This is a genomic window from Desulfovibrio subterraneus (assembly GCF_013340285.1).
GTDB classification, from domain to species: domain Bacteria; phylum Desulfobacterota; class Desulfovibrionia; order Desulfovibrionales; family Desulfovibrionaceae; genus Halodesulfovibrio; species Halodesulfovibrio subterraneus.
This window is the reverse complement of the sequence record NZ_BLVO01000013.1, coordinates 1,181,437-1,197,568: the sequence shown is the minus strand read 5'-3', so window position 1 is coordinate 1,197,568 and position 16,132 is coordinate 1,181,437. Positions and strand designations below refer to the sequence as shown.

Below are 16,132 nucleotides of genomic sequence, written 5' to 3'. Positions count from 1 at the left end.
ATGGCGGCAGCGCCTACATGGCGGCAGGCACCGGAAAAGGCCTCCGGACAATTGCACATGTAGTTGACTGAATCTTCTTCAAAGTCGACATTGAGCTTGGGGGAGTATATCTGGAAGTCCTCACCCTGAACGGTTCCTTCGATGTCCCAATAGCCCTCGCTCTTCTTGAGGCTGATCTTCTGAACGCCTCCGGATTCAAGGATATATCGGGAACCATCAATGATGTATTCCGGAATGGTGTCTTCCACGAGTGTGTTGAGCAGTCGTCTCGCTGATGCTTCGTCCATAACTGTACGAGGCTCCTTTGCAAACAGGATATATGTCGGATGATACGTGTAGACCGCTTCAGAGGCCCCCAAACATGAAGCGGACTGCGAATTTATTCGATTTCATCCAGATTTTCAATAGGGTGTCTGCTTGTTGGCTTGAAACTTGGCGTTTTTAAGCGCAATATTGACCATACGTTTGTTAGAATACCTTATCCGCCGGAATTGGCAATAGCACGAGGAAATAATGACGCGCACGTTGAATGTGGATGTCCTGCGAAATGGTATTGTAATGTTTTCATTGGGCATATTTCTTTTGCTGGCTGGTTGTGGAGACTCCGCAACTCAGGAAAAACCGGCAGAGGAAAAGCAGAAAACAACCGTGGAAGCTGCCCCTGCGGCTGAAGAAAAAAAAGTTGAAAAGTTTCCGGTGAGCAAGCCGGAATACGGCGGAAGACTCATTCTGGGAACCATCGGCGACTTTGCCAATATGATTCCCATCCTTACTGCCGATGCAGGATCGCATGATATTGCCAGCTATATTTACGTTGCGCCGCTTCGCTACAACAAGGATCTTGAAGTGGAGCCCTGGGCTGCGGAGCGTTATGATGTGCAGGATGACGGAAAGCGCATCCGCATAGTCATGCGCAAGGATGTGAAGTGGGAAGACGGTGAACCGCTCACGGCACGTGACGTGGAATTTACCTACAAGCTCATGATAGATCCGAAAACCCCCACACCCTATGCGGACGACTATCTGCAGATCAAGAAGTTCACGTTGGTGGACGATTATACGTTTGAAGTTGAATACGACACGCCTTTTGCGCGTTCGCTGATTACGTGGATGCACGATATTCTTCCGCGTCATCTGCTGGAAGGCAAGGATGTGGTCTCCTCTCCGCTGACGGAAAAACCCGTGGGAGCAGGCCCCTACCGTTTCAAGGAATGGGAACGCGGTTCCAAGCTGGTGCTTGGAGCAAGCGATACCTATTTTCTCGGCAAGCCGTATATCAGTGAAATTGTGTATCGCGTCATTCCCGATCTTTCCACCATGTTCCTTGAGCTCAAGGCCGGAAAGCTCGATATGATGAACCTTACTCCGCAGCAGTACCTGTTCCAGACCAAGGGGGCGGACTGGGACGGCAAATATAACAAGTTCCGGTACCTTTCCTTCGGATACGCTTATCTTGGCTACAATCTCGAAGAAGCCAGGTTCAAGGACAAGAAGGTGCGTCAGGCCCTCACCACAGCCATAGACCGGCAGGGGCTCATCAAAGGCGTTCTTCTCGGGCAGGGCGAGCCCACGGTGGGGCCTTACAAGCCGGGTACCTGGGTTTACAACGATACCATTGAAGACTATCCCTATGATCCCGCCAAAGCACGGCAGATGCTGGCGGAAGCAGGGTGGACGGACACCAACGGTGACGGCGTCATAGACAAGGACGGCCAGCCTTTCGAGTTCACCATTCTGACCAATCAGGGCAACGAGCAGCGCATCAAGACGGCGACGATCATCCAGAGCATGCTCAGAGATGTGGGCATAGTTGTGAAGATACGCACGGTTGAATGGGCGGCATTTTTGAAGGAATTTGTGGAGAAGGGGCGTTTTGATGCGCTTATTCTGGGCTGGAATATCCTTCAGGATCCGGATATTGCTCAGGTATGGCATTCTTCGCAGGCCCGTCCCGGCGGATTGAACCACGGCAAGTACCGCAATTCCGAGTTGGATGCCTTGCTTGATAAGGGAAGAACCACCCTTGACCGTGCCGCCCGCAAGGAAGCCTATGACGGAGTTCAGCGTATTCTGCACGAGGATCAGCCTTATAGCTTCCTGTACGTGCCGTACTCGCTGCCCATAGTGCATGGACGTATAAAGGGTATAGACCCTGCACCCGCAGGTATTACCCACAATATAGACCGCTGGTGGATTCCCAAGAGTGAGCGGTTGTACGAGGTTGCAAACTAACCATATGATCCGGATACAGGAAATACTCGATAAGGTTACGGAATCCCGTCCCAATGCAGATGTGGCGCTGATACAGAAGGCCTACGTCTTCTCGGCTGCCGCCCATGCGGGGCAGACGCGGCTTTCCGGCGAACCCTATCTTTCGCATCCCCTTTCCGTGGCGTACAAGCTGGCGGAACTACGCATGGATGAAGCAACCATTTGTGCCGGCCTGCTGCACGATACGGTTGAAGATACCAGCGCGACTATTGAAGATATCGATACCCAGTTTGGTGAAAACGTTGCGGATATTGTGGACGGCGTCACCAAGATCAGCCTGATGACCTTCGACAGCAAGGAGCAGGCGCAGGCAGAGAATATCCGCAAGATGATTCTCGCCATGGCGGAAGATATCCGCGTGCTGGTGGTCAAGCTGGCAGACCGCATGCACAACATGAACACGCTGGATTTCCAGAAGCCGCACAAGCAGAAGCTCATTGCGCAGGAGACGCTGGATATCTACGTGCCGTTGGCCAACCGCCTTGGCCTGCACCGCATCAAACTTGAACTGGAAGACCTGAGCTTCAAGTATCTCAAGCCCGACATCTTCAATTCCATTTCGGAATGGCTTGAAAACAACCAGAAGTCCGGCACCGAGTACATGGACCGTGTGCGGGACATGATACGCAGCATGCTTGAGGAAAACGGCATGACCGCCGTTATCAAGGGGCGTATCAAGCACCGGTATTCCATCTATCGCAAGATGGTGCAGCAGAATCTTACGCTGGATCAGGTGCACGACATCATCGCCTTCCGCGTTATCGTGGAAGATGTAAAGCAGTGCTATGCCATTCTCGGTCTTGTGCATGCCATCTGGAAGCCGGTTCACGGGCGGTTCAAGGACTATATTTCCATGCCCAAGGCCAACATGTACCAGAGCCTGCACACCACCGTGATAGGGCCGGAGGCCGAGCGCATAGAGATTCAGATCCGCACGAAAGAGATGGATCAGCTTGCCGAGCACGGCCTTGCCTCGCACTGGCAATATAAAGAAGGTGGCAAGCTCAAGGCCAAAGATGCCAAGCAGTTCTCATGGTTGCGCGAACTTGTTGACTGGCAGAAGATGGAAAGCGATTCGCATGAGTTCATGCGTTCGCTCAAGTATGATCTGTTCAAGGATGAAGTATACGTCTTCACGCCCAAGGGTACGGTCGTTGAGCTGCCGGAAGACGCATCACCCGTGGACTTTGCCTATTCCATCCACACGGAGGTGGGCAACCACTGTTCCGGCGCCAAGGTGAACGGCAAGCTCGTTCCCCTTCATACACCGCTCAAGAACGGAGATACCGTCGAAATAATAACGGACACCAACCGTCATCCGAGCCGTGACTGGTTGAAGTTCGTCAAGACCGCAAAAGCCCGCACCAGAATCGGTCACTTCATCCGTACCGAAGAAAGGACCCGCAGCATATCCTTAGGCAAGGAAATGCTCGAAAAGCAGGGCAGGCGCATGGGCATCAACTTTACCAAGGTCATGAAGGAAGGTCTGCTGGAGATTATCGCAGAAGACTTCTCCCTCAAGACCGTGGAAGACCTGCTTTCGCATGTGGGCTATGCGCGCATCACCGCGCAGAAGGTGCTGCGCAAGCTTATGCCCAAGCCGGAAGAGCAGCCTGAGCCGCAGGTTGAAGAAGTGCGTCCTCAGGATGCTGCCGCCAAGAAGAACAAGCATGCGGAAAGCATCAGCATCAGAGGTGTTGATGACGTGCTTGTGCGTTTTGCCAAGTGTTGTAACCCGCTTCCGGGAGACCCCATTGTGGGCTTCATCAGCCGTGGCCGCGGCGTAACCGTGCATACCTCGGATTGCGTCAACGTTCAGAACCTTGAAGCAGAGCGGCTTATCCCGGTGTTCTGGGATGGTCAGGTGGACAAGCCGTATCCGGCACGCATCCGCATCATTTCCAAGAACGTGGTGGGCGGGCTTTCGCGTGTTTCCACCATGCTTGCCAGCGAGAATGTGAACATCGATTCCGGCACCTTCCATTCCACCGTGGATGGGAATTCCGAAATTGAACTGACAGTGGAGGTGCGAGACGTTGCCCACCTCTACCACACCATCGACAGGCTGCGCACACTGCCCGGCATGATCGAGGTGTCGAGATTCTCGTCGTCGGAATAGTAGTTGAAAATATGGATAGTATAAGAAAAGTCCTCCGTACGGAGGGCTTTCTGTTTTGTCCGAGAAGTATGTTAAGGGGAAGTTGGCGGAATACGGGCGTTGACACCCCCTTGCCAAGTCGGTAAGCCACGGCCTTTCATGGCATTCACGATTACTCAGGAGGCGGCATGTCCCATATATTACTGCGCAATGGTTTGATTCTTTCCATGAACGAGCGGCGCGAGATGTTCGAAGGCGGCGATGTTCTGGTGGAAAACGACATCATCAAGGCCGTTGGTGCCATTCCGGAAGAGAGCATTCCGGAAGGAACAGAGGTGGTGGATGTCAGCGGGCGCATGGTGCTTCCGGGGCTGGTGAACACCCATGTGCATCTCTGCCAGCAGCTGGGGCGCGGGCTTGGGGACGATGTAGATCTGCTCACATGGCTGCACGACCGTACATGGCCTTACGAGCTTGCCATGACTGAAGAGGACGTGCATGTCTCGGCGCTTGCCTGCTGCCTTGAACTGATAAAGTCCGGTGTTACCTGCTTTGCCGAACCCGGTGGCCGGCATGTGGATGCCATGGGTCGCGCCGTGCGCGAGGCGGGCATACGCGGCATTCTGGCCCGTTCCACCATGGACTGCGGCGAGGGCATCCGTCCTGAGCATAGGGAATCCACGGATGAGGCGCTGGCCGTGCAGCTTGAACTGCATGACCGCTGGCATGATACGGCGGAAGGGCGCATACGGTACTGGATGGGCCTGCGTACCATTTTCAACAACTCGAATGAGTTGCTGTGCCGGACCAAGGAAATTGCGGATGCCCGTGGCATCGGCATGCACATGCATGTTTCCGAGGTGAAGGAAGAGGTAGATTTCGCCCGTGCCACGCGCGGGGCTTCCACTGTTGAGCACCTGAATAATCTAGGCGTGCTGGGGCCGAACCTGCTTGCCGTGCATACGGTATGGCTTACGCCGCGCGAGCTGGACCTGTTCCGCCTGCATGATGTGAAGGTATCTCATAACCCCGGTGCGGCCATGCGGGTGCTCGGTTTTGCCCATGTGCCGGAGATGCTGGCGCGGGGTATATGTGTTTCTCTGGGAACCGACGGCGCCCCCTGCAACAACCGCATGGACATGATGGATGAAATGTATCTTGCTGCGGTTATCCATAAGGGCCGTACACTGGACCCGACCACCGTGCCTGCGGAAAGGATGCTGGAAATGGCCACTGTGAACGGCGCGCGGGCCGTGCTCTGGGATGACCAGATAGGCTCGCTGACACCGGGGAAGAAGGCCGACCTTATTGTAATCGATCCCATGAACGGCCCCGGTTCCGTTCCTGTGCATGATCCGGTTTCCAGCCTTGTCTACAGCATGCATTCAAGCAATGTGACGCACAGCATGTGCAACGGCCGCTGGCTTATGCAGGACAGGGTGGTTGCGGGGCTTGATGAGGCTGCCATTCTTGCGGAGGCGCAGGAGAGGGCTGGGCATATCCGCCGCAGGGCGGGCATAGAACTCAAACCACGGTTCCCTGTGGTGAAGGTACGCTAGCTTCTCTTACAAGTTCTTTCTTTTCCGGCCGACAGTAAAAATAAAGAGCCCCCTTTCGGGGGCTCTTCTGGCGCTTGGAAAATGAGTGAGGAGGATCTGGTCGTTCCATGAAGTCGTTTGCATCGCTCCATATACCCGGGCAATTCTAAGAAGCCCTGAATATGGGGTCGTCTGTGCTACTGAAGTCCGCTATCCTGTCCGTTAACCGCCCAGCAGATTGAGGGCGAGACGGGGCAGGGTGTTTGCCTGCGAGAGCATGGCTATTGCGGACTGCGACAGAATCTGCTGGCGCACAAATTCAGTCATTTCAGTCGATACGTCCACGTCGGAGATGCGGGATTCTGCGGCCTGCAGGTTTTCAGCCTGAATCTGCAGGTTGGAGATGGTGTTTTCCAACCGGTTCTGGATGGCACCCAGAGCCGCGCGAATCTTGTCCTTCGAAACGATTGCGTTTTCAAGTCCAACCAGTGCTGCCTGTGCGGCGGACTGGGTTGAGATGGTGTAGCCCTGGCTGGTCGCGCTGGCTTGCGATCCAATGCCCAGAGCCGATGCCGTGGCCGTACCGATCTTGATGTAATAATAGTCTTCGGCGGAGTCGTTCTTGGTGCCGAAGTGGATCTTCATCTTGCCGGTTGCCTGAATGCCCGAACCGGAATGCGTGTCGCTGGACAGATGCCCGTTCAGCAGGTGCACACCGTTGAAGTCCGTCGAGTTGGCGATTCGGGTAATTTCCGATGCCATTGCCTGATATTCGGAATCGATGATCAGACGCTGGTCGGAGGTGTAGGTACCCGTTGCCGCCTGTTCTGCCAGTTCCTTCATTCGAATGAGCTTCTCGTCGATTACGGAGAGCGCGCCGTCGGCGGTCTGAATAAGCGAGATAGCGTCGTTGGCATTACGTACGCCCTGGTTCAGCGAGGCGATGTCGGAGCGCATGAGTTCGCGAATTGCGAGACCTGCGGCGTCATCAGCTGCGGTACCCACCCGGAGACCGGAAGACAGGCGGCGAATCGAGGTCGAAAGGCCGTTGTACGAGGTACTCAGGTTGCGGGCGGCGTTATTGGCCATCATGTTGTGATTGATGATAAGACTCATGACCATTCCTCCTTGAATAGGTCACGGCTTCCATGCCAATCGGGGATACGGTCAGGTGCGATGAACCTCCTTCTGACCATAGATTCTCCCCTCCCCACTCGCCATGCATATCGGCTTTAGGTTCAGATCCCTTTAGGTGTTTTGCTTAATTTTTTTAATTTTTTATGTATCTATGTATAGATATTATTAAAATTATTTGCATAGCAAGCCTGAAATGCTCTTTTGCTTGCAAAAATTACGGAATATTGAGCGTGTGCTAATTTTGATAGGTTTGACCCAGGCATGAAAAAAGCCCGCTCCTGTTTGGCAGGGGCGGGCTTTTCATTGCAAGGGGGGCTGTGTTGAAGAATGTCTATTTCTTGTGGCGCGGCCAGCCGGTGATGATGGCGCCGACCGAGACTACCGCAAGGATCAGGCAGTACCAGTTGTTGGCGGCAACGGTTACAGGAGAAATCTTGGCAATGGAGCCAGCCAGCAACACCTGCGCCGCATAGGGAACAAGGCCCTGCACGATGCAGGAGAAGATATCGAGAATGCTTGCGCTGCGGCGGGGATCAACACCGTTGTCTTCGGCAATCTCTTTTGCCAGACCGCCGCTAAGGATGATGGCCACGGTGTTGTTCGCGGTGCAGACGTCTGCAAGGGATACCAGTGCGGCAATGCTCACTTCACCGGAACGGCGGGTGTTGCTTCTGCCGGCGCGGTGCGCAAGCTTGTTGATGCGTTCAAGCAGCCAGAGCAGGCCGCCCTGATGGCGGATGAGCTCGCCGAGGCCGCCCACGAGCATGGAGAGCACGAGAATTTCATGCATGCCGGTAAAGCCGTTGTAAATGCTCTGGGAGAAGGAGAGCAGGGTAAAGTCGGGCTGGACGGCAAGTCCCACAGCGCCGCACAAAACAATGCCGGTGGCAAGAACGACAAAGACGTTTATGCCCGCCACGGCAAGAGCAAGAATGGCAATATAGGGTACAACCCGGATGAACTCCCAATCCGCCGGAGAGGAAGCTGCGCCCGTATCGCCGAAAACGGTCAGAAGAGCGGCCGTGGCAATGGCGGCGGGCAGGGCTATGAGCACGTTCATGCGGAACTTGTCACTCATGGCACACCCCTGCGTACGGGTGGCAGCGATGGTGGTATCTGAAATCATGGAAAGGTTGTCGCCGAACATGGCCCCGCCGAGCACCGCACCCATGAGAAGGGCTGCGGACATGCCTGTCTGATCACCCACGCCTGCGGCAATGGGAGCTATGGCTGCGATGGTGCCCATGGAGGTGCCCATGGCGGTGGAGACAAAGGCAGAGATGACAAACAGCCCCGGCAGCACCAGCTGTGCAGGCACAAGGGCAAGACCCATGTTTACCGTGGCATCAACACCGCCGATGGTTTTGGCAACGGATGCAAAACCACCCGCAAGAAGGTAGATCACACACATGGTGACAATGTTGATGTCGCCCACACCGGAAAGGAAAATATTGATCTTCTTATCCAGCTTACCTTTACCCAGCATGAGGGACAAGGCGATGGCAGGCAGAATGGCAACCGCAGCGGAGAGCTGATAGAAAGCCATGCTCACGCCCTGCATGGTGAGCAGTGATCCTGTGCCAATGAAGATGATCAGGAAGAGGAGTAGCGGTAGCAGCGCTACGCCGCTGGTGCTTTGATTTGGTGACGGGGTGTTCATGGTTTTCGCTCCGTTGCAGAATTCGATTGCGGAGTGTTTTTGTCTCCGGAAAAGTATATGCGCTTTTCCTTATATCCTGATATTGTCATTGTCCAGCATTTTAAGCAGGGGCGGCTGTGTTTTTCCTCTCGATATGGCCGGTATGGTGAACTGTTACGCCAACTTTGAATAAATCCTTTCAAGTTTGTCCGGCAGATGCGTGATATCGGCTTGTGGTGCTGCAGATCCTTCGTCGGCTTGAAATCTGCGTTCTGGCAATGGGGGTCAGCGATTGTTGCATGGGCGTGTGAGCTTAGGCATGTGTGCCGACATGCGCCTGCGGAATATGAACATGTTGCCATCGGGCATCTGTCCGCAAGTATAAATGGTGCGGCGACCGGCGTCTTGCCGTGGGAAAAGCGTGTCAGCTGCATGCGGTCGCGGTTGTTCCGGCGGCCGGTGGGGCGCGCAAATAAGAAAGGCCCGGATGAACCGGGCCGTATGCTTGGGGGGGTGCTACCAGAACGTCAGCATGCTGTTTCTGCGTTCTCTCAGCGATTTCAGAATATCCAGCTTGTGCTCGTCATTCATGAGCGCATCTTCGTCGAGTCGTCTCCAGTCCCACTTGTCTTCGTCCGGAGGGAGCAGTTCACAGTATTTTGTGGCTATGCGGGTTTGCTTGCGCGGGTTGCTTCCATCGCAGAGGGAGGAGACGTTGTTTACCGTCAGTACCGAAAATCCGTCATACAGACCGAAGATGGTTGCTTTTTCGCTGTACTGGGTTTCGGTATACGGGGAGCCGTTGTCCACCGTGACGATCCCGGCGTCGATAATGACCATTTTGCCGGGGGCGGCAAAGGTGTAGCGGGCCTGAACGGAATCACCCGTGAACGACACCTTCTGCAGAGAGGCGTCAACCTTCACGTGGTCTTTCTTTTCCCTGTCCACGACAGCGTAAACCACGTTGCCGGATTCCCACTGAATGTCGCTGGGTTTGTACTGCTTCATGCTTCTGGCGGTGCATGCGGAACACAGAGCCAGAATCAGCAGAGAAGAGATGATGTAGCGCATCTGTGTATTTCTCCTTTTCAAGGCACTATATATGGTTCCATCTCGGCCGGGGAGCGCGCCTGCACGCCTCAGCCTGTTCGGCAGTATCAAAAAAGGGCCTGCGGAGTTTCCGCAAGCCCTATGACCTTCATGGTCGGGATGAAAGGATTCGAACCTTCGATCTCTGCGTCCCGAACGCAGCGCTCTACCAAACTGAGCCACATCCCGTGAGGAGGTGGTAACTAACGTAGCTCCCAAATGAATGCAAGCTTTTTTTCGTGCGTTGCCAAAATATTTTATTTTATTTAGTATTGATTAACATTCGAAATTCTCTACCATAGTGCTATGAGGACCAGAATCGTCCCGTATGCAGCGAGGATCGAAAGCGCCTGCGGCGCAATCGGTTCGCTCTTTCAACCACACAAGTACAAGTTCCGTTTGTCACCGAGATTCGCAAGGAGTGACGGGTGATTACAGTCGTAGTAGTAGATGATTCCGCTTTCATGAGAAAAGCGTTGAGCAGTATGCTTGAAAAGGACCCTGAAATCAGGGTTGTTGCCACTGCCCGTGACGGACAGGAAGGTCTGGACCTGATCCGTAAACATAACCCCGATGTCGTGACCCTTGATATTGAAATGCCCCGCATGGACGGCCTTACGGCGCTTCGTCATATCATGATGGAAATGCCCCGGCCCGTTCTCATGGTCAGCTCGCTGACTGTTGAGGGAGCAGAAGCCACCCTGAAGGCCATGGAGCTCGGGGCTGTTGATTTTATTCCTAAACAGCTTTCCAAGGTCTCTCTGGATATAGTAAAGATAGAAGAGGACCTTCAGGAAAAGGTGAAGCAGATTTCCCGCAGGCGTTTTGTTCCGCCTCGTCCTTCCCGCCCGGTGCGCCCGGCCGTTGCTACCAACGGAACAGCCGTTGCGGCGGCGCACGCAGTACCCAGGCCGGTGGTATCCCGTACGGGCAGACCGGTGAGGGATATCGTGGCGATAGGCGTTTCCACCGGTGGACCGCCAGCCGTGCAGAAGGTGCTTTCGCAGCTGCCGGCAGATTTTCCTGCCACCATCCTGATTGCCCAGCATATGCCTGCTGCCTTTACCGGCCCCTTTGCCAAACGTCTGGACGGCGTTTGCAAGATAACGGTCAAGGAAGCCGAAACCGGTGACAGAATTGTTCCCGGTGTGGCCTATGTGGCTCCGGGCGGAAAGCATATCCGTCTGGACCTGCGCGGTGGCCGCATGGAACTGGTTGTTACGACGGAGCCGACCGATGCGCTCTACAAGCCTTCGGCCAACGTGCTTATGGAGTCGGTGGGCAACAGTGTGGGACGCAAAGCGCTTGGCGTTATTCTTACCGGTATGGGGAGCGACGGCGCAGAAGGCATGCGCGTATTGAAGCAGAAGGGGGGACGTGCCATAGCGCAGAACGACGCGAGCTGTGTTGTCTATGGTATGCCCAAGGCCATTGTTGACGCCGGTCTGGCAGACGAGATTCATGACATTGATGATATCGCGGAAGCCATCATGGCTGGTTTGTACAAATAGTCCGGCAGTTGTTCGACCGGATATGCTGATCGACCTTGCAGTAAGGATGGGGACATGTCTGAGCACATCGATATAATGAAGCAATTGAACAGTTCAGAGCCTTCGGAGATCCGTGAGGCAGCCTTTGCCGCAGGGCAGGCGAAGATGACGGAAGCCATCCCGTTGCTTGCAGGGCACATACGGAGTTCCAATCTGGGCGTTCAGGAAGCGGCCGACAGAGCCCTGAGGCAGATCGGCGGCGATGCTGTCGTGCAGGCGGTTGTGCCCCTGCTGCGTTCCGACGACGCACCCCTGAGAAATATATCCATGGATATCCTGCGCGAGGTGGGTGCCCATGACCTGCAGACGCTGATTGATCTTCTGCATGACGACGATCCCGATATCCGCATCTTCATGTCCGATATTCTGGGTACGTCGGATAACCGTATAGCCGTGGCCCCGTTGTGCGAGGCTCTGCTCAAGGACCCGGAAGTCAACGTGCGGTATCAGGCTGCGGTCAGCCTCGGCACTCTTGGATTCGTTGATGCGGCTGACTGTCTCAACAAGGCCATGAAGGATGAGGAATGGGTGCAGTTTTCCGTTATTGAAGCGCTGTCGAAAATAGGCGCGGATTCTTCGGTCAACGCATTGGCCCGTGCTCTTGATACAAGTTCCGACCTTGTCGGCTCCATGATTGTGGAAGCCCTCGGCGAGATGGGGAACATCAAGGCTGTCAGTGTGCTTATGAAACGGCTCGATTCATCCCCCGGCCCTCTGCGCAACAAGATTGTGAAGGCCATTGTGCAGATTCTGGGCGGCAAGTCGCTCAATCTGCTGGTGGACAAGGAGCGGGACAAGTTCCGCCAGTACCTGCTGGCGGCGCTCGAAGATGAAGACGAGGATATTCAGGACGCAGCAGTTCTCGGCCTTGGTTATGTGGGGGGAGAAAAAGCCTCTGCGGAGCTTCTGCGGCTGGCATCAACGCTGGACCCCGACAGGGACCACGAACGTCTGCTTGCCTTTGTGCAGAGTATCGCCTCCATCGGCTTCAATCCCGCTCTGGAAAACGTTGTCCGTTCGGGCGACGAATTTTCCGTGCGTATTGCTGTGGAAGCCATCCTGCATATGGAGGACAAGGCAGCTGTGCAGCTGCTCATGGATGAATTCTGGAACAAAAGCCGGGATGAGCAGCGTGCCATTATCCACGCTCTTGCCGAAAAGGCCGATGAAGGCGCCAAAGACTTTTTCCTTGATGTGCTTGAGCGTCACAGGGATGGAAATGTGCTCAAGGCGGCTCTGTACTTCCTCGGCGAACGCATACGGTCTGTGGAAAGCGGTGACCAGCTGTTTGCCATGCTTGAGCATCCCTATGACGACGTCAAGGAAGCCGCACTGGAAGCATGCATCGCGCTGGAAGATCCCGGCATGGTTGAGCGTTTCCGTTTCTACCACAACAGCCCCGACCCCATTCAGCGCATGATGGCCGTATATGCCCTTGGCAAGCTGGGAGTGGACGAAAATCTCGAAATTCTCACAGCCGCACTTGAAGATGAGGTTCCCGATATCCGCAAAATTGCACTGGAATCCCTGTTCCAGGGGTGTCTGTGCGACTTTGACAGACTCGCACTCGTTGTGCCGCGCCTGCATGATGAAAACCGCGAGGTTCGTCTTGCCCTTGTGGACCTTATCGGCGGCTGCACTTCGGAAGGTGTGGAACCCTATCTGATAGAAGCCCTTCAAGATACCGACGACTGGGTCATAGTCCGTGCCATTGAAGCGTTCGGAAAGAGGCGCAGCAAGAGCGGGGTGCCTAATCTGATCGAATTGCTCGAATCCACTAGTCCGCTTGTGCGGCTGAAGGCTATTGAGGCCTTGGGTGAAATAGGCGGCAAGGCTGCTTTCCGGTCTTTGCTGGCTCTTATGGATTCAGGCGATCAGGAACTGCAGGAGGCCGCGCAGGAAGCCGCGGAAAAGATCCGGCAGAACGAAGGGGAGGGAGAGTAGATGTCTTCATTGTTTTCGAAGACGATAACCTTGAAGAAGGACCAGAAGGTGTCCGACGATGAGTTCCGACAACTTCGCGATTTCATCTACGAACAGTGCGGCATCTACATTGCGGACAACCGTAAATACCTCATCGAGAATCGTCTCGCCAACCGGCTCAAGGATCTGAATCTCAAGACATTCGGGGAATACTATTACTTCCTGCGCTACGATGCGAGCAAGCGTCAGGAGTTGAGCAAGCTGTTTGAGGTGGTAACAACCAACGAAACCAGCTTTTACAGAAATCCTCCTCAGCTCAAGGTGTTTGAAGAGAGCGTTCTGCCTCCGCTTCTGGATGATCTGCGCAAGAAACGGCAGAAGAAGCTCCGCATCTGGTCTGCCGGTTGCTCCACGGGCGAAGAACCCTACACCATCGCCATGATCCTTCATGACGTGCTGAAGTCTGAAATCGCCACCTGGGACATAAAGATCTCGGCCAACGACCTTTCCGAAGCCGTGCTCATGTCTGCCCGCAGAGGGATTTACACTGAATATGCCCTGCGGACGACGCCGAAGGAAGTGGTCTCGCGCTACTTCACCCAGACGGACCTGACCTACAAGGTGAATCCGGAAGTGAAGCGTCTTGTCAACTTCGGGCAGATCAACCTGAGCGACCGCATGCAGTTGAAACGTGTGGAACCTTCTCACATCGTTTTCTGCCGTAACGTCATCATTTACTTTGACGACAACATGAAGAAGCAGGTTATCGGTTCGTTTTACGACAACCTGCTGCCCGGCGGTTCCATGCTTATCGGACACTCCGAGTCGCTGCACAACATCACTCGGGCCTTCAAGCCGGAACACCACAAGGGAGCCATCGTTTACAGGAAACTGGAGTAACGGAGGAAGAGTGTCTGACTTCTGGCTGCAGGGGTGCTGTAATGAACGGTAAAATTCTGGCGGTGGCAAATCAGAAGGGCGGTGTCGGCAAAACCACGACTGCCCTGTCTCTGGGAGCTGCGCTGGCTAGGATGGGCAAAAAAGTCATGGTCATGGACCTTGACCCTCATGCCTGTGCATCGGTGCATCAGAGGTATTATCCTGATTCGATTGAACACTCTGTGTATGATTTGTTCACGAGTCCGGAAGAAAACTGGATGGAGGTCTGGCAGAAAATACGCTACCGGCAGGAAGCACAGATCTTCGATATGGTTCCCGCTTCCATCCGGCTTTCCGAGCTGGAAGGCGATCTGCGGGACAGACCGGGAAAGGGTGGCATTCTCAAGCTGTCATTGGAGCTGGTCCGTAATGATTATGACTACATCATTCTGGATTGTCCCCCGCAACTCGGGCTTTTGCAGATCAATGCGCTGGTTGCCTGTGATTTGCTGATTATTCCCATCCAGACGGATTTTCTGGCTTTGCACGGTCTGAAGTTGTTGTTTGACAGCATTCGCCTGCTGAACAAGGTGTTGCCGGAACCCATTCGGTATCGCGCACTGCCGACTATGTACGATAAACGAGCAGGAGCCTGCCGCAGAGTTCTGGAGCTGTTGGGAAAGAAGATGGGCGACAACATGTTCAAAACGATCATAGGCATAGATACGCGTTTTCGCGATGCGAGCGCCCTTGGCAAGGTTGTGTTTGATGTTGACCCGGAATGCCGCGGGGCAAAAGGGTATGAGCTCCTCGCAAACGAGATAGTGGCGTTATTATGATCAAGACACCGGAAGAATATTTTCAGGATCAGGAGTTCGAAACAACTCCTCCCGGCGACAAAGGGCAATTCACTCCTGCCGAGCTTGCTTTCATGCAGAAATACCTCGGCATGGATCAGGCTGCGGCGCTGAAGAAGCTCGGGCTGGAACCCGTGCAGCCGCAAGCGGTTGCCGCACCCGGACTGAACGTTCCCTCATCGGCCGTTCCGCCTGCCGCCGCGCAGGGAAAGGGCAGGCCTGCGGGCCCCGTTATCGAAAGGGAACCTGATCTCGGAGAACAGCTGCGAAATGCGCCCGAGTTGCAGCTTGTCAGTTTTTATGTGGGATCGCAGGAATTTACCGTGCCGATCATGACTGTGCAGGAAGTGTTGCGATACATGCCGCCCACCAGATTGCCCACCGCACCTTCGTTCATTGCCGGTGTGGTCAATCTTCGCGGCAGGGTTACGCCTCTTGTTCGTCTGCGCGACTTGCTCGGCATTCCTTCGACAAAGGAGAATCAGGACCAGTTCATTGTGGTGTGCCGCAGGCACGGGCTGCAGCTGGGCCTGATGATCGAAGCGGTGCACACGATGTACAGGGCCACTCAGGACATGATCGACTGGGCCATTGAGTCGCATCTGGGCGTGAATGTAGACTTCATTTCCGGTCTTATGAAGTCCGGGGATGAACTGATAGGAATAATCTCGGTTGACCATATAGTCGATAGCGTGCTTCAGATTTAGGAGGCCGGAATGAGCAAGCATATTCTTATTGTAGACGATTCAAAGACTGTTCGTAACCTTGTGGCCTTCATCATGAAAAAAGAAGGATTTAAGGTGACCACGGCTGAAGACGGACTGGACGGGCTTGAGAAGCTCTATTCCGCTGACCGTATCGACCTTATCATTTCCGACGTGAACATGCCCCGTATGGATGGTTTTACCTTTATCAAGACCGTTCGGGAGCAGGATGCATACAGGGATCTGCCCATTGTCATGCTTTCCACTGAAGGACAGGACAAGGATATTCAGATGGGTATGAGCCTTGGCGCGAACCTGTACATGGTAAAGCCGGCGCAGCCCGAGAAGATGGTCAAGAACGTAAAAATGCTTTTGGGCTAAGCTTTTTTCTTCAGATGCCGATATGTTGTCGCAACAACAGGCATTTTTACTGTATGTTTGATCGAT

At 54.4% G+C, this 16,132-nt stretch carries 13 protein-coding genes and 1 tRNA gene; 9 read left to right on the top strand and 5 right to left on the bottom strand.

The window, feature by feature from the left end:
- Positions 1–287: hypothetical protein (locus HUV30_RS12330; protein WP_174405738.1), on the bottom strand; the 287-nt coding region annotated here is incomplete at its 3' end.
- Between the two features lie 226 nt (positions 288–513).
- Between HUV30_RS12330 and HUV30_RS12325 the strand changes: the two genes are divergently transcribed.
- The 3 genes from HUV30_RS12325 to HUV30_RS12315 all read left to right on the top strand — a co-directional run bounded on the left by HUV30_RS12325 (position 514) and on the right by HUV30_RS12315 (position 5,928).
- The gene (locus HUV30_RS12325) at positions 514–2,232 is read left to right on the top strand and encodes a peptide-binding protein (RefSeq protein ID WP_243452169.1); all 1,719 of its coding nucleotides are present in this window, start codon (positions 514–516) and stop codon (positions 2,230–2,232) included.
- 4 nt (positions 2,233–2,236) lie between these two features.
- Positions 2,237–4,390 (top strand): RelA/SpoT family protein, encoded by a 2,154-nt coding sequence (locus HUV30_RS12320; RefSeq protein WP_174405737.1) that lies wholly within the window; start codon positions 2,237–2,239, stop codon positions 4,388–4,390.
- Between the two features lie 167 nt (positions 4,391–4,557).
- Positions 4,558–5,928 carry an amidohydrolase gene (locus tag HUV30_RS12315; RefSeq protein WP_174405736.1) on the top strand — a complete coding sequence of 457 codons (1,371 nt, stop codon included), beginning with the start codon at positions 4,558–4,560 and terminating at the stop codon, positions 5,926–5,928.
- Between the two features lie 201 nt (positions 5,929–6,129).
- Here HUV30_RS12315 and HUV30_RS12310 read toward each other — a convergent pair whose 3' ends face one another.
- The 4 genes from HUV30_RS12310 to HUV30_RS12295 all read right to left on the bottom strand — a co-directional run bounded on the left by HUV30_RS12310 (position 6,130) and on the right by HUV30_RS12295 (position 9,961).
- A complete protein-coding gene (locus HUV30_RS12310) occupies positions 6,130–7,023 on the bottom strand; it encodes a flagellin N-terminal helical domain-containing protein (protein WP_174405735.1) in 894 nt (297 codons plus the stop codon).
- Positions 7,024–7,375: 352 nt separating this feature from the next.
- Positions 7,376–8,704, bottom strand: coding sequence for a Na+/H+ antiporter NhaC family protein (locus tag HUV30_RS12305; RefSeq protein WP_174405734.1), 1,329 nt, complete (start codon positions 8,702–8,704; stop codon positions 7,376–7,378).
- Between the two features lie 495 nt (positions 8,705–9,199).
- Positions 9,200–9,754 carry a hypothetical protein gene (locus HUV30_RS12300; RefSeq protein WP_174405733.1) on the bottom strand — a complete coding sequence of 185 codons (555 nt, stop codon included), beginning with the start codon at positions 9,752–9,754 and terminating at the stop codon, positions 9,200–9,202.
- A 130-nt stretch (positions 9,755–9,884) separates the two neighbouring features.
- Positions 9,885–9,961 (bottom strand) — tRNA-Pro (locus tag HUV30_RS12295).
- 239 nt (positions 9,962–10,200) lie between these two features.
- Here HUV30_RS12295 and HUV30_RS12290 point away from each other — a divergent pair.
- From HUV30_RS12290 to HUV30_RS12265, 6 genes are read left to right on the top strand one after another with little or no spacing between them, the layout of a single operon-like run.
- A complete protein-coding gene (locus HUV30_RS12290; RefSeq protein WP_174405732.1) occupies positions 10,201–11,283 on the top strand; it encodes a protein-glutamate methylesterase/protein-glutamine glutaminase in 1,083 nt (360 codons plus the stop codon).
- Positions 11,284–11,337: 54 nt separating this feature from the next.
- Entirely contained in the window at positions 11,338–13,266 is a 1,929-nt protein-coding gene (locus HUV30_RS12285; RefSeq protein ID WP_174405731.1) for a HEAT repeat domain-containing protein, read from the top strand.
- Positions 13,267–14,145: a CheR family methyltransferase gene (locus HUV30_RS12280; protein WP_174405730.1), complete on the top strand. Its 879-nt coding sequence runs from the start codon at positions 13,267–13,269 to the stop codon at positions 14,143–14,145.
- Between the two features lie 41 nt (positions 14,146–14,186).
- Positions 14,187–14,963: a ParA family protein gene (locus tag HUV30_RS12275; protein ID WP_174405729.1), complete on the top strand. Its 777-nt coding sequence runs from the start codon at positions 14,187–14,189 to the stop codon at positions 14,961–14,963.
- Positions 14,960–15,688: a chemotaxis protein CheW gene (locus tag HUV30_RS12270; RefSeq protein ID WP_174405728.1), complete on the top strand. Its 729-nt coding sequence runs from the start codon at positions 14,960–14,962 to the stop codon at positions 15,686–15,688. Before HUV30_RS12275 ends, HUV30_RS12270 begins: the two co-directional genes overlap by 4 nt.
- Before the next feature lie 9 nt (positions 15,689–15,697).
- On the top strand, positions 15,698–16,066 hold the full coding sequence (locus HUV30_RS12265; RefSeq protein WP_174405727.1) for a response regulator: 369 nt from the start codon (positions 15,698–15,700) through the stop codon (positions 16,064–16,066).
- The last annotated feature ends 66 nt before the right edge of the window (positions 16,067–16,132 follow it).